This is a genomic window from Bacteroides cellulolyticus (genome assembly GCF_025567135.1).
GTDB classification, from domain to species: domain Bacteria; phylum Bacteroidota; class Bacteroidia; order Bacteroidales; family Bacteroidaceae; genus Phocaeicola; species Phocaeicola cellulolyticus.
The window spans coordinates 160,652-187,410 of record NZ_JAOQJJ010000005.1 but is presented as its reverse complement, the minus strand read 5'-3'; the positions used below and the strand labels follow the sequence as shown (position 1 = coordinate 187,410).

The 26,759-nt window shown below is 37.0% G+C and carries 21 protein-coding genes; 12 read left to right on the top strand and 9 right to left on the bottom strand.

Annotated features, from left to right (window positions below):
* Positions 1-124 precede the first annotated feature (124 nt).
* The 8 genes from OCV82_RS07585 to OCV82_RS07550 all read right to left on the bottom strand — a co-directional run bounded on the left by OCV82_RS07585 (position 125) and on the right by OCV82_RS07550 (position 15,858).
* Complete coding sequence (locus tag OCV82_RS07585; RefSeq protein WP_154043842.1) at positions 125-1,489, bottom strand: hypothetical protein; 1,365 nt, start codon at positions 1,487-1,489, stop codon at positions 125-127.
* A 127-nt stretch (positions 1,490-1,616) separates the two neighbouring features.
* A complete protein-coding gene (gene pulA / locus OCV82_RS07580; RefSeq protein WP_262543238.1) occupies positions 1,617-3,611 on the bottom strand; it encodes a type I pullulanase in 1,995 nt (664 codons plus the stop codon).
* Between the two features lie 109 nt (positions 3,612-3,720).
* Positions 3,721-6,030, bottom strand: coding sequence for an alpha-amylase family glycosyl hydrolase (locus OCV82_RS07575; protein WP_154043840.1), 2,310 nt, complete (start codon positions 6,028-6,030; stop codon positions 3,721-3,723).
* A 75-nt stretch (positions 6,031-6,105) separates the two neighbouring features.
* Positions 6,106-6,795: a cadherin repeat domain-containing protein gene (locus OCV82_RS07570; protein ID WP_154043839.1), complete on the bottom strand. Its 690-nt coding sequence runs from the start codon at positions 6,793-6,795 to the stop codon at positions 6,106-6,108.
* A 21-nt stretch (positions 6,796-6,816) separates the two neighbouring features.
* A complete protein-coding gene (locus OCV82_RS07565) occupies positions 6,817-8,463 on the bottom strand; it encodes a RagB/SusD family nutrient uptake outer membrane protein (RefSeq protein ID WP_154043838.1) in 1,647 nt (548 codons plus the stop codon).
* Between the two features lie 12 nt (positions 8,464-8,475).
* A complete protein-coding gene (locus tag OCV82_RS07560) occupies positions 8,476-11,448 on the bottom strand; it encodes a SusC/RagA family TonB-linked outer membrane protein (protein ID WP_154043837.1) in 2,973 nt (990 codons plus the stop codon).
* 185 nt (positions 11,449-11,633) lie between these two features.
* On the bottom strand, positions 11,634-13,814 hold the full coding sequence (locus tag OCV82_RS07555; protein ID WP_154043836.1) for a glycoside hydrolase family 97 protein: 2,181 nt from the start codon (positions 13,812-13,814) through the stop codon (positions 11,634-11,636).
* 190 nt (positions 13,815-14,004) lie between these two features.
* Positions 14,005-15,858 carry a glycoside hydrolase family 13 protein gene (locus tag OCV82_RS07550; RefSeq protein WP_154043835.1) on the bottom strand — a complete coding sequence of 618 codons (1,854 nt, stop codon included), beginning with the start codon at positions 15,856-15,858 and terminating at the stop codon, positions 14,005-14,007.
* A gap of 248 nt (positions 15,859-16,106) precedes the next feature.
* Between OCV82_RS07550 and OCV82_RS07545 the strand changes: the two genes are divergently transcribed.
* Complete coding sequence (locus tag OCV82_RS07545) at positions 16,107-17,699, top strand: DUF6377 domain-containing protein (RefSeq protein WP_154043834.1); 1,593 nt, start codon at positions 16,107-16,109, stop codon at positions 17,697-17,699.
* Between the two features lie 58 nt (positions 17,700-17,757).
* On the top strand, positions 17,758-19,116 hold the full coding sequence (locus OCV82_RS07540; RefSeq protein WP_154043833.1) for an MFS transporter: 1,359 nt from the start codon (positions 17,758-17,760) through the stop codon (positions 19,114-19,116).
* A 60-nt stretch (positions 19,117-19,176) separates the two neighbouring features.
* On the opposite strand, the gene OCV82_RS07535 is transcribed toward OCV82_RS07540, so the two are convergent.
* On the bottom strand, positions 19,177-20,295 hold the full coding sequence (locus tag OCV82_RS07535) for an AI-2E family transporter (RefSeq protein ID WP_154043832.1): 1,119 nt from the start codon (positions 20,293-20,295) through the stop codon (positions 19,177-19,179).
* 194 nt (positions 20,296-20,489) lie between these two features.
* Here OCV82_RS07535 and rsmI point away from each other — a divergent pair, with 194 nt between their 5' ends.
* From rsmI to OCV82_RS07485, 10 genes are all read left to right on the top strand, one after another.
* A complete protein-coding gene (gene rsmI, locus OCV82_RS07530; protein WP_154043831.1) occupies positions 20,490-21,185 on the top strand; it encodes a 16S rRNA (cytidine(1402)-2'-O)-methyltransferase in 696 nt (231 codons plus the stop codon).
* Between the two features lie 5 nt (positions 21,186-21,190).
* Positions 21,191-22,045 carry a Cbp1 family collagen-binding glycoprotein adhesin gene (locus OCV82_RS07525; protein ID WP_154043830.1) on the top strand — a complete coding sequence of 285 codons (855 nt, stop codon included), beginning with the start codon at positions 21,191-21,193 and terminating at the stop codon, positions 22,043-22,045.
* A 378-nt stretch (positions 22,046-22,423) separates the two neighbouring features.
* Positions 22,424-23,929 carry a site-specific integrase gene (locus OCV82_RS07520; RefSeq protein ID WP_262543216.1) on the top strand — a complete coding sequence of 502 codons (1,506 nt, stop codon included), beginning with the start codon at positions 22,424-22,426 and terminating at the stop codon, positions 23,927-23,929.
* Positions 23,930-24,226: 297 nt separating this feature from the next.
* Positions 24,227-24,505 (top strand): helix-turn-helix domain-containing protein, encoded by a 279-nt coding sequence (locus OCV82_RS07515; protein ID WP_154043829.1) that lies wholly within the window; start codon positions 24,227-24,229, stop codon positions 24,503-24,505.
* Positions 24,506-24,507: 2 nt separating this feature from the next.
* Positions 24,508-24,804, top strand: a complete 297-nt coding sequence (locus OCV82_RS07510; RefSeq protein WP_154043828.1) for a hypothetical protein — start codon at positions 24,508-24,510, stop codon at positions 24,802-24,804.
* The gene (locus tag OCV82_RS07505) at positions 24,801-25,073 is read left to right on the top strand and encodes a DUF6291 domain-containing protein (RefSeq protein ID WP_262543214.1); all 273 of its coding nucleotides are present in this window, start codon (positions 24,801-24,803) and stop codon (positions 25,071-25,073) included. The genes OCV82_RS07510 and OCV82_RS07505 overlap by 4 nt, the downstream gene beginning before the upstream one ends.
* A 217-nt stretch (positions 25,074-25,290) precedes the next feature.
* On the top strand, positions 25,291-25,416 hold the full coding sequence (locus tag OCV82_RS07500; protein ID WP_262543211.1) for a hypothetical protein: 126 nt from the start codon (positions 25,291-25,293) through the stop codon (positions 25,414-25,416).
* 5 nt (positions 25,417-25,421) lie between these two features.
* Entirely contained in the window at positions 25,422-25,811 is a 390-nt protein-coding gene (locus OCV82_RS07495) for a RusA family crossover junction endodeoxyribonuclease (RefSeq protein ID WP_154043827.1), read from the top strand.
* 11 nt (positions 25,812-25,822) lie between these two features.
* Entirely contained in the window at positions 25,823-26,293 is a 471-nt protein-coding gene (locus OCV82_RS07490) for a hypothetical protein (protein ID WP_154043826.1), read from the top strand.
* A 76-nt stretch (positions 26,294-26,369) separates the two neighbouring features.
* On the top strand, positions 26,370-26,723 hold the full coding sequence (locus OCV82_RS07485; protein ID WP_154043825.1) for a hypothetical protein: 354 nt from the start codon (positions 26,370-26,372) through the stop codon (positions 26,721-26,723).
* The last annotated feature ends 36 nt before the right edge of the window (positions 26,724-26,759 follow it).

Sequence of the window (26,759 nt, the reverse complement as noted above, 5' to 3'; positions counted from 1 at the left end):
TATGCACATAATGAGTAGAAATGAGCAAATTAAAACAATAAAAAAAACGTGCGCACGTTCGGTTTAAAACGTGCGTCCATTCGATCCAAAGCGTGCGCACGCTTTACCTTAAACGACAGTTCATTTAATTTTTGACCTTTAAACCTATTATTTTGACGGGGCGAAGATAATATTTAACAGTCTTTCCGGCTGGCCCCATTTCTATGCTTCCAAACATATTAAATGCGTATTCTCCATTCTCGCATAAATACCTATTTCTGGTATTCCCGTTTGGGGTATAGAATATATTATGACCATTCGCTTCCAGATAAGGATTAAGTTCATCCAATTCATTAGAAAATTCCTTAAAAAATTCCTGAGCCTCATCTTTTGTGAAAGTTCTCCATCCGGAAATACCATCAATCTCGTATCCTTTCAGTATTTCCATAGCTTCTCCCTCTTTATAAATCTGATACCATTGGTCGGGAGATATAATAGTAGCTTGCGCCTCCCCGACACCAATCTCTTCCAGTTTCCATAAATAGAAAGGTCCCCAAATTTTATTGGCAGAAGGCATAGTTTCTACATAAAACACATCAATATCCTCATCGAATGAGCTCCCATCGGACTCCTCACCTTCTCCATCCTGTTCATTTTCGTCATTTTCATCATCTGCCGGTTTTTCATTTTCAAAATCCATAACGATTTCCTCTTCCATTTTCCAGGCACTAATCTGAAAATCTCCGTCCATACTCAAATCCTCATCATATCCACCCGTAAACTTATAAGGTTGTCCGACACTCAATCCTTCGGCAAACGTATAAGAATATTTCTTTATTTCATCACCATAATCAAGAATTACAATAACACTGGTCTTTACTTCTTCGGCCGGGAATATAAATTTCTGACCGGAAAGCCATTTACCATTATTTAAATTACATTCCAAAGAGGCAGCTTGTGTTCTGTCGGAGAAACCTCCTTCAATCTGATAGCCACAACTAACCGGAGATACTTCCACCTGGATTTTCTTTACTTCGGAAGGTATATTTGTAAACTCAAACTCTAAAGACGCTACTATATACGATGGAATAAGATTAATTTCAGTCTGTTTCTCCAGATTTATCGAAGAATGTGCCGCCATTAAAGGTCTGTCCGAGACACCACTTCCATTGACTGAGATTATAGGTTTCCCTGAAATATCATTTACTTTCGAATAACTCTCTTCTCCTATACCTAAAAATGCATTTATTGAATATTCACCTGGGATAAGTGTAGCCACTATACCCTCACCTTTCAAATAATTAAAGTCTGTAACAACTGAACTGGTCTTATCAACGCAATATATCCTGACAGGATAGTCTATATCAAGAATATCGCCCACCGCATTCTTTTGAAAATTTATATATACGTTTATATTGTCTGTGCCATCTGTACCATCTTCATTGATGGCATATCGGCTACATGAAAGAAGAAGTGACGCAACAAAGAGTAGAAATATATTCAGTTTCATAGGAAATCCATATTTTAATATATAACTGTATATGTCACCGATTGTACCCCTATTATATAAAAAAAGCTATATACCGCTCATAAGAAACGGTATATAGCAATCGGTTTAATTATAAAAAAAGTAAATATTATTTTCTATAAGCAATAGTTGCAGATTGAGGTGCTGCAACAAGAGTCTTTCCTTTAGTATCTTTCAAACCTTTTTCTGGAGAAATCTTTCCGTCATAGCACACCATCCTGTATGTATCCTCAGGCACCTCAACTCTTACAGTCTCGGCTTTAGCATTGAGGATTACCGTTATATCTTTCCACTCCTCTCCTGCAGGCTGACCTTTGATACGGAATGCCACTACACCTTCTCGTCCCGGATTAATAAATTCAAGATGTTCGTAAACCTTTTCCGCAGAACCTAAACGGAACGCAGGATGCGCTTTTCGTAAAGCTATAAGTCCCTTTATATATTCGTACGAGTCGTTATGTTCTTTTTTCAGACGCCAGTCTATGACATTTATTGAATCAGGACTGTTGAAAGAATTCTTTACCCCTTTCTTGTCGCGCATAAGTTCATCACCTGTAAAGATGAAAGGAACACCCTGCGATGTAAATACTGCTGTTTCTGCCAATTTCAACAAACGCATGCGCTGTTTGGTGTCAGCCTTTGGAACAGTAATAAGAAGACGGTCGCCTATACAATGGTCATCATGACAGCTGATATAACTTATCATCTGAGTAGGCTGTACTGTCCATGATGCCGGATAGTCTTTCAAAGCCCCTTTCAACTGCGGATGAGGTAGTGCAGCAGTTATACCGAACATTACCCCCGACTCATATCCCTTACCTTCAGTGACAAAAGCACCCTTCGTATCGTCACTCCATGAACCACGCAAGCTGTCGCGGAATTCATCGCTGAATGCAGCAATACCAGGCATCTGCCATGTGTTAGCCTTCATCGCCAGTTTTTCTTTAGGATATTTAGGAGCACTTGCAGCCCATCCTTCGCCATAGATGAATATTGTAGGATCAATTTTGTCAAGCTCAGCACGGATGGCCTTCATAGTCTCTATATCGTGTATCCCCATAAGGTCAAAACGGAAACCATCTACATGATATTCGTTTACCCAATGTTTCACTGATTCCACAATATAACGACGTACCATCTCACGGTCGCTGGCTGTCTCGTTTCCACAGCCTGAACCATTGGCAAATGTTCCATCCTCATTCTGACGATAGAAATATCCAGGTACAGTCAATTCAAAATTACTGTGTTCTGTATTGAAAGTATGATTATATACCACATCCATTATCACCCTGATGCCAGCCCTATGGAGCGACTGCACCATCTGCTTGAACTCACGTATTCTGACTTCAGGCTTGTACGGATCTGTTGAATATGAGCCATCAGGCACATTGTAGTTCTGAGGGTCATATCCCCAATTATACTGAGGTGTATCAAGCTTAGTTTCATCTACAGATGCATAATCGTATGACGGAAGAATATGAACATGAGTGATACCCAGTTCCTTCAAGTGGTCAATACCTGTAGTCTGTCCATAAATATTCCTGGTTCCTTCTTCAGTCAACGCAAGAAATTTTCCCTTGTTATTTATACCCGACAAACTGTCCAATGAGAAATCACGATGATGCATTTCATACAGAATAATGTCATTGAAACTCTTCAGTTCCGGACGCTTGTCGTTTTCCCAACCTTCAGGATCAGTACTGTTCAAATCCAATATGGCAGCACGCTTACCGTTCACACCTACGGCCTTTGCCATTACTCCCGGAGTATCGTCAAGCCATTTGCCGTCGATACATACATTGAATGTATAGAACTTGCCGTTCAGATCTTCATCTATCTCTGCCATCCATTGGCCGTTATCGCCACGGCGCATTTTCACAGAATTAACAGCCTTACTGTCAAGTCCTTCGTCAAAGATATTGACCTTTACAGCCTCGGCAGTAGGTGCCCACAACATAAAGTTAGTCGATTTTGGAGTATATACCATCTCCGTCCATTCAGAAGTGAAAGACGGATAGTCTGCATACGACTCATACTTATTAGTTTCTCCACAACCTATAGTAGTTACTATCAGTGGTAATGTCATCAATTGTTTTAGTTTTATCATGATATTATCGTCAAAATAAATAAAAAAATAATTAATCCCATAGAAATAATCCCAAATCTCTGAACTACTCAACTTTTCATATTCAGACTGATTCTTATCATATCATTTAGTTATTAACGAGAAAATTAGAATATATAACAAAGTCATGTGGAGCTACAGTCGGCTGTGTTCCGGCAACATTACTTACCTGTTCAGTACTTATAAAGTTATAATATCCGCTCCAACCCGACGGAACTTGAGCCGAAGAGGTCTGTTCTTCTGTCGTGAAATTACCCACGATGAAAAGTTTCTTTCCGTCTATACTTTCAATTGAAATATTACGGCATCCTTCCCAATAACTCTCGGATACTTCCCAACTGAATGTAGCATCAGAAGAGAAAAGCTGTGGCAGTTCACTTCTTAGTTTAAGGATCATGGTATAAGTCTCAGTGAGTTTCTTTCTATACTGATCATTCAGATACTCCCAATGTAAAGGCTTACGGCCTGTACGACCATTCTCTTCAATAGAAACATCATAACCCATTTCACCGAACTGCCATATCATCTTCGGTCCTGGCACAGTAAGGAAGAAAGCCGTATTTGTAGCCATACTTTTCATTCGGTTTGCCAGATTAGTTTTTAAGTCACCATTACCGTACTCCTTTGCCTTAAAAGCGGTACGTTCTTCGTCATGGCTCTCCATAAAACTTACATAGCCACCGAACTTCATATCATTAGTGCCTGTATATATTCCTTCAAAACCGCTGTCGTCTTGCCATCCCATTCCAGACTGGCAATACGCATTGTTACCATTTCGCCATAGTTTAAGACCATAGTCTGCGAGTTCTTTTTCTTCTTTATCACAACAGAAATGTTCCAATATAACCACGGCATTTTCGTTTGCCTCGTTAATAGCGTCATAATAATCTTTCAAAACAGCTATACGATTTTCATCATAGTCAGATGCGTTACTTTCATTACATTGACGCTGAGTGAAACCTTTCGTAAGGTCAAAACGGAAACCATCTATCTTGTATTCATCAAGTAAGAATTTGAGATTTCGTTTTACGAAAGTCTTTACAAGCTCTGATTCATGGTTGAAATCATGGAATACACTATAAGGATGAGGTGCGTCAACATTAAACCAAGGATTCTCGGCAGCTGTCTTATTATTCTTGCTGTCCCAATACAATTTTGCAAAAGGATGTGCTCCTGTAGCATGATTATATACCACATCAAAGAGAACGGCTATTCCCCTATTGTGACATTCATCAATAAATCTCTTATACATTTCTTTTGTACCGTACGCTTTGTCCATAGCAAAGAAGAAACATGGATTATATCCCCAACTGTCGTTACCATCGAATTCCTGTACAGGCATCAGTTCTATGGCATTTATTCCAAGACATTCCAAATAGTCGAGCTTGCTCATTGCACCATTAAGATCGGATGTTGAAGTAAAATCTCTGAGGTGCAACTCATATATAAGGAGATTATCTCTGTCATTTATCTTGAAATCATTATTCTGCCATGAATATTCATCCTTATTAATCTTGAATGTGGAAACTATTCCTATACCTTTCTCCGGATAAACCATTTCAGATGAAGGATATGTCGATTCAGGGATATACTTATCATTATCAGGGTCAAGAATCTTTTCGGAATATGCATCCGCCAGTCTGATTACATCACCGTCTTTAGTTCCTGTATAATATTGAAAGCGATATTCCTTTTCCGGATCCAAATTTTCAACAGTTATCCACCAGCATCCTGCAGAATTATCCCTATACATTTGAGAAGTGCCGTCATTGGCTAATGTCCAGTTATTGAAATCACCTAATATGTATGCAAAATCTTTATAATTTCCATTCTTATCCTTATCATAGAAAGCAAAAGTCACACTGCTTCCACCTGAGATGTTTATACCTTCTACTGTCCCTGCCGGCATAGTCTGCTCAATTATAGGAGCAGGTTGGAAAGCTGTGTATTTATTATCGGTTACCTCAATAAAAGAGTCTTCTTCTATTCCTTTCTTACTACCATCGGAACTACGTATTACTATACCAAGTTTATTAATAGCAGTCTCACCCGAAGCAAACCATTCTCTTATAGACGGAGAAAGAGATATAGACCAGCAATTGTTATCCTTCTTCGTCATTTTACATTTGGCTATGTTCTCGTTCCATTCGGCAGGAACAAAGGTCCAAACATTTTCTGACACAATTCCAATATGTACATAAACATCTCCAGTATATCCATAAAGTTTGGACTTAGTAGAAGCTTTAAAGTTAATAGTAAGTTCTGAATCCGCATCTGGATTTTCAGGTAACCAAGTAAGTCCTTCCTGAAAATATTCTGTTTTTACATCTGAATCGTTTTTTGTACATGATGAGATTATTAAACAGAGTATTAATTGTAAAAAAATATTCTTTCTCATAACTAAAAACAAAAAGTGTACTGAGAATCAATATCCCAGCACACTTTATTTACAAATACTTATCTAAAAACTTATTTACTGCTTAATGAGTTCATAAGTGTAGCTTGGATTTGACAAATCAACAACAATCTGATAGTCTCCAGCACTAACAGGAATATTACCGCCTTTAGCAGCTAATTCTCCTTCTTTTTCCCCGGCACCGAAATCAACATCCCAAGCATCATTAGCTCTGAACTTTATTTCTCCATCAGTTAAAGTCGTGGTTACTTTTAGCTTAAGATCATTCGGATCATACACTAAATCTATGTCTTCATTCCAACCTCCAGATGTAGCACTACCTATAACACCAAAGTTCCGTAAATCAGCTTTATAAGTTAGATCCTTAATATTAACTGTTATATAATAATACCCTTTATCCTTCGTTAGATTACCGGCTTGAGCATCTGTGGATAAACTACCTTCAGCATCACCTGAACCATAATTGGGACCGTCCCAGTTATTTTGAGAAGTAAATTTGAACTCACCGTCCAAATATGCATAACCCTCATAATTCCCATCAGCATCAACCGGATAAACTTTACCAATAACCTCAGCTCCAGGATTCCAGCTTTGATGGTTTCCAACTACAAGTAAGAATTCAGGTCCTTCTATTGGAACAGAGGGTTCTGGTTCGTAAGGAATAATTCTCCAATTCTCATTATCTTGGCAACTTGTTCCAAGCATGATGAATAAAGCAAATGCAATTAAATATTTTATAGTTTTCATATAAATCATTTTTTAAGTTTGTCATTTCTTATAACCTGGATTTTGAGAAAGGTTAGCATTAACAGCTAATGTATTTGTATGGATTGGGAATACTTGCAAATAAGCTTCAGTCTTAGGTCTGTCTGTTATTGCATCATTGAATTTCTTGAATCTAATCAAATCTTGTCTTCTCCATCCTTCCCATGCTAATTCCAACAATCTTTCTTTCAGAATATTATCTAATGTCGCAGTAACTTGAGGAGCTCCAACTCTATTTCTCACCTGATCAAGGTCAGCCTGTCCACTCTTACCATCACGAATCAATGCTTCAGCTCTCATTAATAATACATCCGCATATCTGAAAAGAACCCAATCGTTATGAGGGCATTGGCCATCTTCAGTAGCAGTAGCATCTGCTTCATATTTATACATACGTGCGCCTGCCATTTTCATTGATGTGTCACTCTTATCAAACATTAATTTTACAGCCATTGGCAGATATTCAAGTTCTTCTCCAGTCTCGCTAAGAATAACATACTTACCATCTGGACCTTTCACCTTTCCTGTATAATATGTCAAGTCAAGTCTTGGATCAGGATTAGCCGTTCCATAACCAAATGCATTCATAGCTTCAATTGTTGCAGACGATCCGTTCCATCCTCCATTACCAAATCCATAAGCCTTACCTACATCATAATGTCTTGAACGGACCAAATACATATTTCTTGCTTTATATAACGATGGATCCATTGGGATTACAAATATATTTTCCTGTGAACCTTCATTATTTACTGCAAAATTTGAAAGGAATCCATCTGTCCCTTGGTTTAATGCATATCCGGAATTTGTTATTAAATCAGAGTAAGCAACAACAGCTTCCCAACAATTCATTTCTGTATCACCAACTTTGAATTTAATATTCTTTCCATCAGGACGTACATTGTCTGTCCAGTCATCATCGGTATAAACTTCAGCATTTAAAGCAAGCTTAGCCATGAGGAAATATGCAGCAGCCTTCGTCATTCTACCATAATATTCTCCCGGATCTGCACTCTTTTCATCCTCTAATAGTGGAATGGATTCTTCCAATTCTTTTTTTACAAAGTTAAATACTTCAGTACGTGTAGCTTGTTTTACATCCTTCATTTGAGTTAATGAAGACTCTACAATAGGTACTCTCGCATACATATCCAACAGATAGAAGTAATACATAGCTCGCAAAGCTCTTACTTCAGATTGATAGACTTCATAATATGGGTTACTTGGATCTGCTTCTTTTAAACTCTCCAACTTGTCAATTGACTGATTACATTGAACTATAAATCCATATAGATAATCCCAAGTTGCAATAATAAGGTCATTATTTTCACCCCAATTATGAGTAAACAGATTTCTCCACAGACCACCATCATCCCAGTCGCCACCTCTTGTAGGAAGAATAGCTTCATCAGCTGTAAAAGTATTAAGATCGTATAGTCCACGGTCTGTTCCGGCTAATCCTTTACCTCCACCGTCGCCACCTATCATTGTGTATAAGTTTGCAACAGTATTCAGATAAATCATTTGAGGATTCTTGTATGCTTCATTTTCAGGCATCTGATCTTTAGGATTCTCTTCCAAAAACGAAGCGCAGCTGCTTAATCCCAAGAATGCAGCCATAGTAATACTATATAAAATATTTCTTTTCATAATTCATTCAATTTAAAAATTAACACTTAATCCAAGTGAATAAGTACGAGTAAGAGGATAGAACTGTTTATCATCGATACCCAAACTACTTGAAACTGTAGAACTATTAATCATCGGAGATAATCCGGAATAGTTTGTAAATGTAAACAGATTGTTTACAGAGAATGTAACTCTTAAAGAATTTATATTTTTCAAATTCTGAGTGTTCAGATTCCATCCTAAAGTTACATAGTCGATATGTAAATAATCACCTCTTTCCAACCAATAATCAGTTACAGTCTGATCATGGATATTCAACCTAGGAGCATCTGTAAGCACATTATATGTAGGGAACAGACTCATATTCATATATGACAAAGATGTTCCATTATAAATCTTATGTCCAAAAGCACCACTAAATTGTGCCTGAATATCAAATTGTTTATATCTGAAGTTTACATTACCACCTAAATAGAACTTTGGAATTGCCTGACCTGCAATATAACGGTCTTTTCCATCAGACAGATCAATACCTTCCTGACCATCAATATCAAGAATATGATATGTATATTCGCCATTACCTTTCATATCAATAATTCCATCACATTTTGGTAAATAGAATACACCTAGAGGTTGCCCTACCATTTGGTAAATAATCTGGTTATTACCACCAATAAATCCAGCTCCATTCATTCCTCCTAAATTCATAAATTCCTTAGCATTCAGTTCTTGTCCCATATAAGTTCCACTTAATGAAAGCAATTTATTTTTTTGCCATGAGAAGTTGGCAGATATATTCAATTCCATATCCTTATTCTTTAAAGGAGTTCCTGAAATTGCAACTTCAACTCCTGTATTTTCCATTTCTCCAAGATTTGCAAGCAATGTATTAAATGCAAATGGAGGAACAGGAACAGCATAATTATAAAGCAAATCACTAGTCTTTGAGTAGTAATAATCCAATGTTGCTGTTAGTCTGTCTTCGAAAAATCCTGCATCAATACCTACATCAAACATTCTCTTAACCTCCCACTTAAGATCAGGATTCTCATTTCTATTAATTCCATATGTTGTTACAGGTTTGCCATTAATAGTTGTAACACCTGTAGGACTCATAAGTCTTAATGAGTTATATGCACTGATTGCATCTTGGTTACCTGTAAGACCATAACCAGTCCTTATCTTTAAATTGCTGACTACATCAACATTCTTAAGAAAAGCTTCCTCTTTAAGAACCCAAGCAAGAGACGCAGATGGGAAGAAACCCCATTTGTTGTTTGCTCCTAATTTTGAGGAACCGTCAGCACGCATATTAACAGTAGCAATATACTTGTCAGCATAACTATAGTTAAAACGTCCCATGAATGAAGCCAATGAATATCCGTTCAAGAAAGAACCGACATCACCATATTTAACTTCCGCACCAGCACCCAGATTATTATATTCAAAGAAATTTGTTCCAAACTGTTTAGCTTTTGCATTGAAACCTGAGTATGAATATTTCTGCAATTCAGACAAACCAAGGATATCAACATAATGTAACCCAAATGCCTTTTTATAATTTGCAGTAAAGTTACCCAAAAGGACTCCACTCTTGTTGTCATATTTCTCAGCTATACCGTTTTGTCCCAAACCAGCCTTAATATTTGTAGGAGTATATTTTGAATTTTCCTTAACATTATAGGTATAAGATCCAAAAGCACTCAGTTTAAGACCATCAATAACAGTCCATGTTATCCTGGCATTAGCATTTATATAGCTGTTTGATTCTACATCTTTTATAGTAAGTCGGCCAAGAGGGTTTTGAGTTTCGTTCGCATTAGGATCTTCCGGCCATGTTCCATCTTCATTAGGAAAATCAGGGAAAGTAGGATTGAATGAAGCTGCAGAATAGAAAGTCTTCTGATAATCATTTACATATCTTTTATCAACTTTAGAAGCAAACATACCAAAATCAATCTTAACTTTATCGTTGAACATTGTCTGGGAAGCATCAAGTTTTGCAGTATAGTTTCTCATATAGTTATCAAGAATAATACCCTTTTGATCTATGACACCTATAGAAGCGCGATAATTAGATGATTCTGTTCCTGCACCAAACGATAATCTATGATTTTGAGTATATCCAGTCTGTTGCATTGCCTCAATAAAGTTAGTACTGTAACCCATATCAAGAGCATTGGCATAACCTCTATCAGCAACAATCTGACGATATGCATTTGCATCAAGCATCTCTAAGTTCTTATATACAGTCTCTATACCGAAACTACCATCATAACTCAATGTTTTAGTACCATTTTTACCTTTTATAGTAGTTACAACAATAACACCACTAGCACCTCTTGAACCATACTGTGCAGTTTCTGAAGCATCTTTAAGAACTGTAAAGCTCTCTATATCTGCTGGAGAAATAGCGTTAAGCATAGATAAGTCTCCAAAAACTCCATCTATAATAACAAGTGGATCATTTCCTCCGGAAAGAGAAGTTGTACCACGTACACGAATAGAAGCAGAAGCTGTTGGATCGCCTCCAGTTTTAGCGATATTCACACCAGCAATCTTACCTTTAATAGCTTGAAGAGGATTTGTAACAACTCCAGCATTCATTTCTTCACGACCAACACGTTTGATTGCTCCTGATACTGTACGCTGGCTTCCTGTTGCATAACCAATTACAATTACATCATCAAGCAGTTCAGCATCTTCCTTTAAAACAATTTGCATATTCGTACTTGCAGGAAGTTCCTGTGACTGGTAACCGACAAAAGATACAACAAGTATATCTCCTTGGTTTGCTTCTAAACTAAAGTTTCCATCGAAATCGGTAATACAACCATTTGTTGTTCCTTTTACAACAACGTTTGCACCAATAACCGCTTCTCCAGTTTTGTCTTTCACAATACCATTGACTGTTATAGCTTGTGCAAAGCTTTGTACAGCCATCAGCATTCCTACCAAACATAATAGCAGGAATTTTCCATTAGAATTTAAGATTTTACTTTTCATTTGTTATTTAATTAAGTGTTAATAAATAGCCTATATAAAGTATACCTATTGAAAACTTAGATTTACCCTAATAAAAACATCTTTCATATTTTGATTTTACAATACCTAATAGGCTGTTCCTACCTTTAAGTAACTGTATAAACCTAGTTTTTACCTTCAAAAATTATTATTCAGATTTTGTATGACTATTTGATTTCTTTAATTGATATAGCATAGCCACCGCCTACACCTGCAGTAAGTTTAAGTTTTGACTTGTTTGTCACTTTTTTCTTGGTGATAGTATATGCCTGTGGATTATTATCCCAAGATGTTCCTTTTGCATCAGCATATATAATAGCCTCATATTTCTTGCCTGGAGTCAGGAAATCAAGTTTAAGATCGGATTTGTGTCCGTTATATCCGGCTGTACATCCTACATACCAGTCGTCTGTACCTTTGGCACGACGTGCAATAGTGATGTATTCACCCGGTTCAGCTTCAAGGTAGCGGCTTTCGTCCCAGTCTATAGCCACATCCTTAATAAACTGGAAAGCATCCATAAAGCGTTCATAGTTTTCAGGAATGTCTGCTGCCATCTGAAGAGGGCTGTACATAGTGACATAAAGTGCCAACTGACGTACCAATGTACTGCGTACGTGAGATGTATTTGTAGGATTCATCTTACTGCAATCAAGCTCAAATATACCAGGAGTATAATCCATAGGACCTCCAATCAGACGAGTGAAAGGAAGTATAGTGGTATGATTTACGTTACTTCCACCGAATGATTCATATTCTGTTCCACGAGCTGACTCATTACCAATCAAATTAGGATATGTACGGCACAAACCTGTAGGACGTACTGCTTCATGAGCATTTACCATAATTTTATAGTCAGCAGCCTTTTTAACTGCGTAAAGATAGTGGTCAACCATCCACTGTCCGTAATGATGTTCTCCACGAGGAATAATATCGCCCACATATCCACTCTTAACAGAGTTATATCCGTTATCTACCATAAACTGATATGCCTTATCCATGTGGCGTTCATAGTTTCTTACAGAAGAAGATGTTTCATGGTGCATCATCATCTTAACACCCTTGCCGGCTGCGTAACGGTGAAGTTCTTTCACATCAAAGTCTGGATAAGGAGTTACGAAATCAAATACATAATCTTTTGTTTTACCAAACCAGTCTTCCCAACCTTCATTCCATCCTTCAACAAGTACTGCATCAAATCCGTGTGCAGCTGCAAAGTCAATATATTTCTTCACATTTTCTGTATTGGCAGAATGTTTTCCGTTAGGTTTGGTCTGTTTATAATCTGTAATTCCAAGTTTAACACTAGGAACCCCATCAGTATACGCCCATGAACCTTTTCCGGTAATCATATCCCACCATACACCGACATACTTCACAGGATGTATCCATGATGTATCTTCGATCTTACATGGTTCATTAAGGTTTAGTGTAACACGAGCAGCCAATATATTACGTGCATCGTCACTTGCTATCACAGTACGCCAAGGAGATACGCATGGAGTCTGCATGTGACCTTTATCACCCCTAGCATCAGGTGTAAGCCATGATTCGAAAATCATATTCTTGTCATCAAGATTAAGGTGCATGCATGAATAATCCACCAATGCTGCTTCATGAAGATTAATATACAGGCCATCATCTGTTTTCATCATAAGAGCTGTCTGAACTCCTGTAGGCGAGAATACATACTGAGATGAATTAGGAGTGATTGCGTCTTTCATTTTTCCACGAATTTCACTCAGACGTGATGTAGTGTAATCATATTCCTGAGTATCATAATCTCCCGGAATCCAGAAAGCCGTATGGTCTCCAGCCATTGCAAACTGGGAATGTTCTTCCTTGATAATGAAATAATTAAGATTCTTCTGTTGAGGAAACTCATAGCGGAAGCCTAAACCATCGTTAAACAAGCGGAAACGTATTACTATGTAACGGTCATTTGACGGTTGGTCAAGTGTAACAGCCAGTTCGTTATAGTTATTACGAATTTCTTTTTCTTCTCCCCAAACAGGACTCCAAGTCTCATCAAAAGTGGAAGTACTTGTATCTTTTATTTTAAAACCAGTCATAAGATTGGTTTTTGCATCAAGCTGATCTTTGTCTGTACGTTCCGTCCATTCGAAAGTTGTCTTCTTGTTTGCATCTTCTTTTTTAAGTTCAAGTCCCAATGTACTTGGTTTAATAATCGGTTTATCTTTATAAGAAAGTTCATAAACCGGTGCTCCTTCAGGACTGAGACTAAAATTCATGACGAAATTTCCATCAGGAGAAGTAAGTTTCTGGGCATTTACTGCCATAGCGAAACAAATACATGATGTTAATGAAAAAATACTTTTAAGGTTCATAGCTTTTCAGGTATTTAAGTTTTAAAATTTCAGGTTAAAAAAACTCTCTGCTGCAAAAGTATTGTTCTTAGTAACGCTTTTATTGATTTAGAAATAAAATATAAATGTCATATTAAAGAAAATACCACATAAACATCTGATTATATGACATTTATATTTATAGAGCAATAACTGATTTTATAAATGATTTTTAGAATGTCAAAAGTAGTATTCCACGTTTTTCAAGAAGTAATTCATCTTTTAAAGCCACTTTCTTTCCTGTAATAAAGTCAATAGCCTCGGATTTCGGAAGTACTTCCTTATATGGTGCAAGATTTAAAGTCTGATTTTCATCTGTTCCATTCATAAATACTACTACAGAACTGTCGTTGTACTTTCTTTCATATACATAAATTCCATTACGTATAGCGAAATGTTTCATCGTACCTTTACATATAGCCTCGTTACCTTTTCTGAAATTCAAAAGCTTACGAGTATAATCGAATGCTTCGTTCTGAAGTTCTGTTCTGCCTTCACGTGTAAAACAGTTTACTTCATCTCCTTCCCATCCACCAGGAAAATCACGACGCAGATATCCGTCTCCTTCACTCTTATCGGCAGCCATAAGTATTTCCGTTCCGTAATATATTTGAGGAATTCCTCTCGTTGTAAGTAAATATGTTATTGCCTGTTTATAACGTGTGATGTTTTTTGAATCTTCTTCATTCTTGCAGAAACGAGATGTATCATGATTATCAAGAAATGTCAAAAGACTCATAGGATTGGCATACACAAAGTCTTGAGTATGATAATCATATAATCTGTAAAGACCGCCTGACCATTCGGTAGTTTCCTCATCAAAGGCTTTGGTCATAAGATCGGTAAGAGGGAAATCCATAACTGTAGGAAGATTTGAATTCTTTGGAGCGGCAAGTTTGCTGTCTTTCTGCCAATACGAAACTAGTACATTACTGTTAAGCCATGTTTCGCCTACGATATTGAAATGAGGATATTCTTCCAGAACTTCCTTACACCATGTTGACATAAAATCATAATCAGCGTATGGATGAGTATCCTGACGTATTCCATTGATCCCAGCATATTCTATCCACCATATACTGCTCTGAATAAGATAACGTGCTACATGACGGTTTCTTTGATTCAAATCAGGCATTACTTGAGTGAACCATCCGTCTGTAGCTATAGCTTTTTCATAATCCGATGCATGAATATCCATTACGCTTGCTGTCTTGAACGATGTCTGGACATAATTGGAACGGAAATTAAACCAATCATCCTGCGGTCTGTCCTTAAACAGATAGTTCTCACTTCCGCAATGATTGAAAATCATATCCATAACAACTTTCAATCCTTTATCGTGAGCTTCATTTACCAATTTGAGAAATTCTTCGTTACTACCAAAACGTCTGTCTATCTGATAGTAGTCAGTTATCGCATATCCATGATATGATCCTTCTTTCATATCATTCTCTTGAGTAGGATTAAGCCAGACTGCTGTAACACCAAGATCTGATATATAGTCCAAATGTTCTGATATACCTTTAAAATCCCCACCATGACGGGCATACTGTTCATTACGGTCAACTTTATTTTCCAACATTCCAGGTACTACATCGTTTTCAGGATCTCCGTTGGAAAATCTGTCCGGCATTATCAAATAAAGCACATCGCTTGCTGTAAATCCTTCAATATCGGAACCTTTACGTATACGTTCCTTAAGTTCATATGGTACCTTAGTAATCTTACGACCTTTCTTGAGTATTATATCAAAATTCTGTGCCTTCGCTTCATTCAGGTCAAGATAAATGATAAGATAATTGGAATTGGACTGTCTGACTATTTCCTTCAGATAAATATCTTTACTGGAAATAGAGACTTCGGAGGAAGATATGTCATCGCCGTAAAGTAAAACTTGTAATTCCGGATTTTTCATTCCGGCCCACCAGAATGTAGGTGCAACCTTCTTAATTACTGCATACGATTTTGAAGAAAAAGGAAATAATAATGACAATACAGCCATAACGGTTAACAGTGTTTGTTTCATGATATTGATTTTTACATTTAAATATTGTTATATTGCAAAATTAAGATTATTGTGGACATTTTATCACCGACACAATAAAAATATAAATATGTAAAATAGCTATATCATTATTAATAAGCATATTAGGCAGATTATGTTATTCAAAAAATATAAATAAAAACGTATTCAAACATCAGTAAAATAATAGTCATGTTTTTGTACTTATTGATAAAAAAACATATTTTTGTATCAGCTCTAAATTTAATGTCATGAAAAACATATTTATAATACTTATTTATATTCTTATCATACCTACTATATTAAAAGCCAATCCGGAGAATGAAAAGTTGTTGAAAGAACTCGATAAAGTCATTTCAAACAAAAAATATTATCATAATCTGAGAGAAGAGAAGTTGTCCCAATTAAAGGACAGTCTCAAGCGTTCTAATGATATAACTGAAAAATATAACATTAGTGGTGCTCTTTTCTATGAATACTTGCATTATCAGGCAGATTCATCATTATATTATATTAATATGAAGCACAAATACTTTCCGTTACTTAACAATCCGGAACTTGAAGACGAGATACTAATAAACAGAGCTGAAGTATTCGGAGTTATGGGAATGTATAATGAGGCTAAAAATGAACTTGACAAAGTTAATAAAGCCAATATAACCAATAAAGGACTTTTAGGATATTACTATAGAACTCGAAGAGCATACTACGGATGGCTTGCCGATTATACTGCTGACGACAATGCCAGCAAATGTTATTCCTTAAAAACTGAAATTTACAGAGATTCCATTTCACAACTGGGAATAACAGACATTAACTTCAAAATAAATCAAGCCGAAAGAATGATTCATGACGGCGACTATAGGAATGCTATAAAAGCTTTGTTACCGCTGTTGTCTGATTCAATAAACTTAAAACGAAAAGTATATGTGAACTATACTTTATCAGATGCTTATGAGGCTATAGGAGATACATCAAGCCAAATAAAGTATCTTGCAAGTACAGCTATAATGGATATAAAAATGGCTGAACGTGAATATGCTTCGCTACAGAAACTGGCATTACTTATGTACCATCAAGGAAATCTGGACAGAGCTTACAATTATTTGTCATGTTCTATGGAAGATGCGGTAGCTGCCAATGCAAGGCTACGATTTCTTGAAGTAACACAGATATACCCTATTATAGATAATGCATACCAGAAAAAAGAAGCCGAAAAACGAGATGCGACAAGACGACTGCTAATTGGCATAAGCGTATTGGCATTTCTTCTTATCATAGCTACTTTCTACCTTTATTATTGGATGAAAAAACTATCTGTTATGAGAAGAAATCTGTACAAGGCCAACAAGAAACTTGTTGAAGCTAACAGAAATCTTGCTCAAACAGGTAAAATAAAGGAAGTTTATATAGCTAAATATCTGGACCGATGCGTTGTATATCTGGAAAAGCTGGAACAATACAGACGTTCGCTTGAAAAGCTTGCAATGGCATCAAAAATAGACCAACTGTTCAAAACCATAAGATCGGAAGAATTCATACGAGACGAAAGAAAACTGTTCTACGATGAATTTGACCGTTCATTTTTGGATCTTTTCCCAAATTTCGTAGAAGACTTTAACAATCTGCTTACAGATGACAGTAAAATATATCCAAAAAAGGATGAACATCTGAATACAGAACTAAGAATCTTCGCCTTGATAAGACTGGGAGTTACAGATGCAAACCGCATAGCACATTTCCTTGGATACTCACTGGCTACGGTATATAATTACAGAAGCAAAATCAGGAATAAAGCCAAAGGAGACAAAGACAGATTTGAACAGGATGTCATGAACTTATAACCAATAGATATTTCATTAACCTACAGACCAACAAAACAATAAAAAACATAACCATATCATGAAAAAAATACCTGATTTGAGTTTCTGGAAGCTATGGAACATAAGCTTCGGATTTTTTGGCGTACAAATAGCATACGCTTTGCAAAGTGCCAATATCAGTAGAATATTCTCTACATTGGGAGCAGACCCGCACAGTCTGAGTTATTTTTGGATATTGCCACCTCTTGCAGGAATTATCGTACAGCCCATCATTGGTGCTTTAAGCGACAAGACATGGTGCCGTTTCGGACGAAGAATACCATATCTGTTTGTAGGTGCACTCATAGCAGTGCTGGTGATGTGTCTGTTGCCTAATGCCGGAAGTTTTGGTATGTCCGTCTCGGCTGCAATGATTTTTGGGTTATTCTCATTAATGTTACTTGACACATCAATAAACATCGCAATGCAACCATTCAAAATGATGGTTGGTGACATGGTAAACGAAAAGCAGAAAGGACTGGCTTATTCTATACAAAGCTTCCTTTGCAATGCCGGTAGTTTGGCAGGATACTTGTTCCCTTTCATTTTTGCAGCAATAGGTATAAGTAATGTTGCCCCTAAAGGTGTAATTCCTGATTCAGTGATTTATTCGTTCTATATAGGAGCTGCAATACTTATTTTATGCGTGATTTATACTACTATAAAAGTAAAAGAGTATCCTCCACAGTTATACGCCGAATATCATGGAATCAGCAACGACCCTAAAGAAGAGAAATCAAATATTTTCATTCTATTGGCCAAAGCGCCCAAAGCTTTCTGGACTGTCGGACTCGTACAGTTTTTCTGTTGGGCTGCATTCATGTTTATGTGGACATATACAAATGGAACTGTTGCAGCCGGAGTTTTCGATACACCTTCGGTAGAAATAATAAAAGACGGTACAAAACATCTTGTTCTTGACACGCAGTCAATTCAATATCAGAATGCAGGCGACTGGGTGGGAATCTTGTTTGCCGTACAGGCAATAGGTTCTGTTATATGGGCAACAATATTACCTCTGATAAAGAGCCGCAAACTGGCATATTCATTGAGTCTGGTTCTTGGAGGTATAGGATTTATATCAACCATGTTCATAACTAACCAATATGGTCTTTTCGTCTCATTCCTGTTGATAGGTTGTGCATGGGCAGCTATGCTGGCACTTCCTTTTACAATCCTCACCAACTCACTGACAGGAGGACATATGGGAACATATTTGGGATTGTTCAATTGTACAATATGCATCCCTCAAATAGTAGCAGCAGTAGCCGGAGGTTGGATTCTCCGGATGTTCACTACTCCAGGAAGCGTTCCTCCTGAAGTAAACATGCTGGTATTGGCCGGAGTACTTCTTATCTTTGGAGCTTTATTCGTAGGAATAATCAAAGAGAAAGAATAGAAAAAAATTAAAGGCATAAATGAATATCCACTTTCATTTATGCCTTTAATGTATCATTCCTTATTTATTATCAGGAGATTCATCCTGCTGTTGCATATAAAGCATATCCCTGCCCTTTATAAACCGTTGATAGTATGAAAGCAACAATGTGGTGCACGGCAATGCAATAATCATTCCTAACATACCCATCAATGCCCCCCATACAGAAAGAGACAATAATATTATGGCCGGATTCAATCCTGTTATCTTACCCATTATCTTAGGAACCAGATACATATCCTGAATAGCCTGGACAACACAAAATACAACTAACGCCAATCCTAATATTACCCAGAAACTTTCACCGGTATCTGCCGCCTTAAGCAAAGCCAATATGATAGTAGGAACAAAGCCTATGATTTGCAAATATGGCACCATATTCAAAAGCCCAATGAAGAGGCCAAGACCTATCGCCAAAGGAAAATCTATTATCAAAAAACCGATACTGAACAATATCCCGACACAGAACGCAACCAAAGCCTGACCACGGAAATACTTGTTCATACTGTCCTTTATATCATTTATTATTCCAAGTACCATATTTCTATATTTTGCCGGTAACAGAGTCACCCATCCATCGGCGATCTCCTCGTAATCCAGCAATATAAAGAATAGATATAGGACAATAATAAATAAGGTAAATATGGTCAGCACTATATTATATGAAGTTGATAATAATGACCACATTTTAGGCAATACACTTTTTACCGCTCCAATGATATTCTCCGAATTAAGATTTTCTTTCATCCATGCCCAATCGACATTATTATGCAAGAAATCAGTTATATCTTTTGGAATGGAGGTAAACTTACCACCTTCTGAGAAATATACCTCTATCAATGATTTCAGTTTAACACACTCATCAATCATCGGAGGTACAATAAGGAATATTGCACCAGTGACCAAAACAATCAGACTCACCATGACAGCAAAAATAGCCAACGCCCTGTTTCTTATCTTTAGTCTGTTCTGATAAAATTTCACCATAGGATACATAAGATAGGCTATAATCCAAGCTATGAAAAAAGGAAGCAAAACACCGCTGAGCCTATTCAGCATATACAGGACTGCAATAAAAATAGCCACGCCTATAACTCCGCGTATAAAACTATCGAATGTAATTTTCTTCTGCTCGTTCATGATAAATATTTTTGTTTTCTATAATTGCAAAAATACAATTCTTGTTTGTAAAATCTAAAATTAAGTACATAAAATTAGAAATACGTACAATAATATACTTTTTAAAATAAAACATCTGTTAAATATTAACATGAAAATAACGACAAGACCAAAAACTTTCTACCTTTGCTATATTCGATGTCAAAAAAGATAATATGGGTAAACTATATGTAGTTCCTACTCCAGTAGGAAATTTGGAAGATATGACTTTACGAGCCATTCGAGTTCTGAAGGAAGCGGATCTGATTCTTGCCGAAGACACTCGCACATCCGGAATTCTTTTAAAACATTTTGAAATAAAGAATTCCATGCAGTCTCATCACAAATTCAATGAACATCAAACTGTAGAAAATATTGTATCACGCATCAAAGCAGGCGAAACCATTGCCCTTATTTCTGATGCTGGAACACCGGGGATTTCCGATCCCGGTTTCTTGGTTGTGAGAGAATGTGTACGCAACGGAATAGAAGTACAATGTCTTCCAGGTGCAACAGCATTTGTCCCGGCAATTGTTTCGTCAGGATTACCAAATGAACGTTTCTGTTTTGAGGGTTTCCTGCCTCAAAAGAAAGGCAGAATGACCAGACTGAATTCTTTGGTGGACGAAAGCCGTACAATGATTTTCTATGAATCACCATACCGATTGGTGAAAACATTAATGCAATTTGCTGAAATCTTCGGACCAGAGCGTCCCGTATCAGTATGTCGCGAAATATCCAAAATTCACGAAGAAAGCGTACGCGGAACATTGGAAGAAGTGATTAAGCATTTTACAGAAACAGAGCCTCGAGGTGAAATAGTAATAGTGCTGGGAGGAAAAGAAGAACAGAAAAATAACTCTAAAAAATAACTATCATGAAAAAGATTGTATTATTTTCAATGTGCTTTGCCGCATTATTGACATCATGTAACAATTTTGGTCAAAAAAAGGATGCGCTTCAAGCGCAAAACGATTCATTAATGTCCGAGCTGTCTAACCGCAACAATGAGTTGGACGAAATCATGGGAGCATTCAATGAAATACAAGAAGGATTTCGTGAAATAAATGAAGCTGAAAACAGAGTTGACCTAAACGGTAGTGTTATTGAAAACCAGTCAGCTGCCGACAGGATAAAAGATGATATCAAGTTCATCAGCCAAAAACTAAAGGACAATCGTGAAAGAATAGCTGAATTGGAAAAACAGCTGAAAAACAGTAACTATAAAAGTACTCAGCTAAAACGCGCTCTTGAAAACCTGACAGCAGAACTAGCAGCCAAACAGCAACAGATAGAAACATTACAGACAGAACTTGCTTCAAAAAATATCAGAATAGCAGAACTTGACGAAGCTGTTACAGATCTGACTAAAAATGTAGATCAGCTTTCTGCTGAAAACGAAGAAAAGAGCAAAACCGTTGCAGCTCAAGACAAAGCCCTGAACACTGCATGGTACGTATTCGGTACAAAAAGCGAACTTAAAGACCAAAAGATCTTAAAAGGTGGCGACGTACTAAAGAACAACGATTTCAACAAAGAGTATTTCACTGAAATAGACATTCGTAAAGACAAGGTTATCAAGTTATACTCTAAGCGTGCAGAACTGCTTACAAATCATCCTGAAGGCTCATATAAGCTGGAAAAAGATGATAAGGGACAGTACGTACTGGAAATTACAAAACCAAACGATTTCTGGAGTGTTTCAAGATATCTGGTTATTCAGGTAAGATAAATAACCAAATAAGTTTAAATATTCAGGTGTATCTTTTATCGGGTACACCTTTTTTTGTACAAAAAACAGGAGCTTGTTATCAAAAAACGCATAATCCAATATAAAATTCAATATAGCGTACATAAAGAAAAAGCTCTATAAGTCGCTGACTTACAGAACTTTAACCCAGTACTCGGAGCGGGATTACTAAATATAGAACACAATAAAATAAGCTAAAATATAATTCTATTAATTTTCAGATAGTTACATATCACAACCTTTGCTTAAAATTGCATGAAATTTTATTAGATTGAAATTATCACGCCAAAAACACGCCAAAAATTTGGATTTGGCGTGATAGCTTTTTATATTTGTAGTGCGTTTTAAATTAATATCATCATGGCAACAATAGAATTAAGACTGTCGCCTAAGATTCAGAAAGAGACAGGTCGCAGTGAAATACTCATCCGGCTATTTCAAGGTAGTAAATTAAATCTTCGTGCCAAAAGCGGAATTTATGTATCTGCTGAACATTTTGAATATTTCATTGACAGGAGAAAAACAGAGCTGGCCGGTGTTCGTGTTCCAGAGAAAGCAATTACGGCAACGATGGCAGATGCTGTAAAAAAGAACTATATTCTTTTTGAAAGGGGCGATGTTTACGTTAGAAACAGAATAGATTCCGAAGATAAAATTTTCCATGATGCGGCAAAAGCAAAGATTGATGAACTTAAAAGAGTTATAACAGAAAGCTATGAAGCGGCAGATAAAAACACTGTTTCAAGTAACTGGTTAGGAATGATTGTTGATAAATTCCATCATCCGGAAAAATATCTACCAAAGGAAGAACAGGGAAAAAGAAAATCATTCTTTGAGCAAATGACCGATTTTAGGGATAATGCAAAAAAGAAAGTAAACGGTAAACGTGAGGGGGAAAAATCAGATGTCTGGAAGAAAAATTTTGATGTACTTATTCGTGCGCTCCGCAGATATGAAATGTTTGTTCGTCTGTCTGATACTGGAAAGAGAAATTACACTCTTGACATTGACACAATAAACAGTGAAACATTAAGCGACATGGAAAGTTATCTGAGGAATGAACACACATTACTGGAGGAATACCCGAGTATCTTCAAACAGATACCAGCCTCCACAGACAGCAGAAGAAGCCCGAAACCTCAGCCACGAGGGAATAATACCATTTGTGCCCTATTCAATAAGCTGAAAGCGTTTTTTAACTGGATGAATGAAAAAGGAATCACAAGCAACAACCCATTTACAGGATATGAGGGTGTTGTTTCTGAAAAATACGGCACGCCTTATTACATCACTTTGGATGAACGCAACCAGATAGCAGATTTTGATTTGTCCGATTTCCCACATTTGGAAATACAGAGAGATATTTTTATATTTCAATGCTGCATCGGCTGCAGAGTGTCCGATTTAATGAGACTTACAGATAATAACGTGATAGATGAAGCCGTTGAATATATTCCAAGCAAGACCAAAGGAGAAAGACAAAATGTAGTTCGTGTTCCACTAAACGCAAGAGCAACCAGTCTTATGAAGAAGTACAAAGGCATTGACAGAAAAGGTCGTTTGTTCCCGTTTATTGCCGCACAAAATTATAATGACGCAATCAAAGAGATATTCAAACTTTGTGGTATAACACGACAGGTAACAGTTATCAACAGTGTTACAGGTGAAGAGGAACAACGCCCGATTAACGAAGTAGCGAGCAGCCACATGGCGAGGCGTACATTTGTCGGCAATCTTTATAAAAAAGTGAAAGACCCGAACCTTATAGCTTCAATGTCTGGTCATGCGGAGGGCAGTAAGGCTTTCAACAGATACCGGGAAATTGACGATGAGTTGAAAAAGGAAGTTGTTTCTCTTATTGACTGAACTATACCAATATAATATTTTTTTCAAGACTGCAAATAAAATGCAGTCTTTTTTATGCCTAATATGGAACAAATAACAAACAATAGGGAAAATGTTTGTTCATAATATGAGAAACAATATATTACAACTCATTGAATAACTAACTTTGCAATACACCAAGACGGAGCGGTGACGAGCACATAATTAACGAGAGGGGTCGGTCTCACGACAACTACAAGCTCGTAAACGAAAGAAGTTTAAGTGTGCCAGACAGCAAGACCGAGAGAGAATAAGGTACTGGAGCTGTTAAGAATAAAAATGAATATTAAACAAATTATCGAAAGTGGCGCAAACGTACAATTAATAGTAAATGCCGTTGACCTTAGAGAAGCATTCCTGTCGTTGATGCAAGAAGTTAATCTAACAGAAAATAAGAAAGAAGAAACTTATCTTACCGCATCTGAAGTTTGCAGCAGATTGAAAATTGACAAAACAACTTTGTGGCGTTGGAATAGAGACGGTTATTTAAAGAAAGTAAAAGTCGGGAATAAACCTTATTACAGACAATCCGACATCGATAAACTACGGGAGGGCTGACTATGGAAGAAAGGAAAAAGGCGACCGGAGCCGCCCATCTCAATCGGAACTACGACAAAGATACAAACATTCTACATCAAGGACAAATAGTTTACCGTTCTTTTTTGAAGAAACCCAAAACAATGTTATCCGTGGCGATGGAAACCGGGATATTTCGTGCTAACATTTGCAGATATGTAGCAGAGATGGAGGGGAAAGGCTTAATTAAGTTGATTTACAGAGCTGAAGACCCAATAACCCAACGTGTAGCGGGATATTATTCAACCAATAAAGAATACTTCAAGGAGACGAAAAAATGAGAGATACATTTATTTTTTACCGTTCATTTAAAGAAAGTATGAGCGATTTGTCAGACAAAGACAAATTAATCATGTACGAGGCCATATCAGATTACAGTCTGGATTTAAAAGAACCTAAGCTTACAGGATTCCCAAAAGCTTTATTTTCTCTTATTCGTCCGATATTAGATGCTAATATCCAACGATGGAAAAACGGTCGTAAAGGTGGTGCTCCTATTGGAAACCTAAACGCAAAAAAACAACCGAAAAACAACCGAAAAACAACCTAATAAGGATAAGGATGTAAATAAGGATAAGGAATATAACATTAAAAATGTAAATATAGAAGATAAATCTTCTAATAATGGTGCGGACAAATCTACAAGATTTGTTCCTCCCACTCTCACAGAAGTACAAGATTATATTCAGAAAAACAGTTATTCGGTTGATGCCTCAACCTTTATAGACTTTTACACCTCAAAAGGATGGATGGTTGGTTCGAACAAGATGAAAGACTGGAAAGCTGCTGTAAGAACATGGCAACGGAAACAGAAAAGTAGTGGAAATTCCTCTGATATCGGTGTTGTGCTAAAAGATAATTCTATTGACAAATACAAAGACAAAGGCTGGTAAAAGGTATGGAAATAGAAACAATATACGGTCAGATTATCGCAAAGGCTAACCATTATCAAGCTGTACCAGGAAAGTTTGGTACAAAGCGGATTATAAAGGATGAGAAGATAAGAACGTATGAACGTTCTTTTGCCCAACAATGCAAGATGTACCGAAATAGGGGCATTTCAAGCCGTTTCCGTTTGTTTGTGCGTGTGTTTCACAGTTCAGTACGTTTCGACCTTGATAATAGCTTAAAAACGCTTCTGGACTGTTTGCAGATGGTAGGAGCCATAACAGATGATAAACTATGTTTCCAGATTGAAGCAGAAAAGAAAATAGACAGATACTCCCCCCGGATAGAGTTTGCTATTCTGGAGGTGAACGAGCAGAAACAATTATTTACTAACATTTAAATTTTTGATGTATGAGAAAAGATTTATTACACGCCATCGCAAATCTGGCAAGTACACAGGGTTACAAGAAAGCTAAAGAAGCTATCGAAAAATGGGATAAGGAAACAGATGTGGATAGATATTGGGCCATGCGTATTGCCAACATTGCAGCAGATGAAAAATTGGGCCTTCAAGTTGCAAGACATGCTATTGATAACCCTGATCAATGGGATAACAGAACTGAATCCGAAAAGATGGCTGATGCGATTTTGGGATATAACGCCCACTTTGACCCGGACTTTGATAATTCAGAGAAACAGTATTTTGTTGGGGGATTGCTGGAGGTCAAAGGCGCACCCGGTTCTTACCAGTTAGCAGAAACCCCACAGGAAGAAATAAACTCATTCGCCGCTATGATAAATGCGGACACGAAAGCCATTTTGAAACATCCCGACATGGAGCCACAGGCAGCAATGGAACGTGAAGCGTTCATGAGAAAATAAAGTGCGACATTCAATCCGGGCAGGTTTGCCACGACGGAGAATCTGCCCGGTTCAAAAGAACTCAAAAATAAAAACAGTGAATCAAGACGGAATGTCATTCAGCGTTTCCGATGGAAAGTTGAAAATTAAATATAAGGATGCGGAAATCATTCTAACAGAAGAAAATACAGATGTATTAAGAGAAATCCTGTATGATAATTATCGCTATAAAAAGGGAATCTGGAAGAAAAAAGAAAAAAAAGTGCTCAAAGCTATAGCAAAACATCAGGGTAAGGAAGCACCTGATAAAGAAACAGAACAGTATTATAAATCGCTTCAGGAGATGATTGGAAACACGGATGATATAGATTTGAAAATTCCAGAAGTGGATTTAAACTTTACAGATTTGCCGGAAGGCTTCCTTGACAGCGACATCTTTCAAATTAAATGAGTTAAATTAAGTCTCAGCGCACGCACACACGCGCGC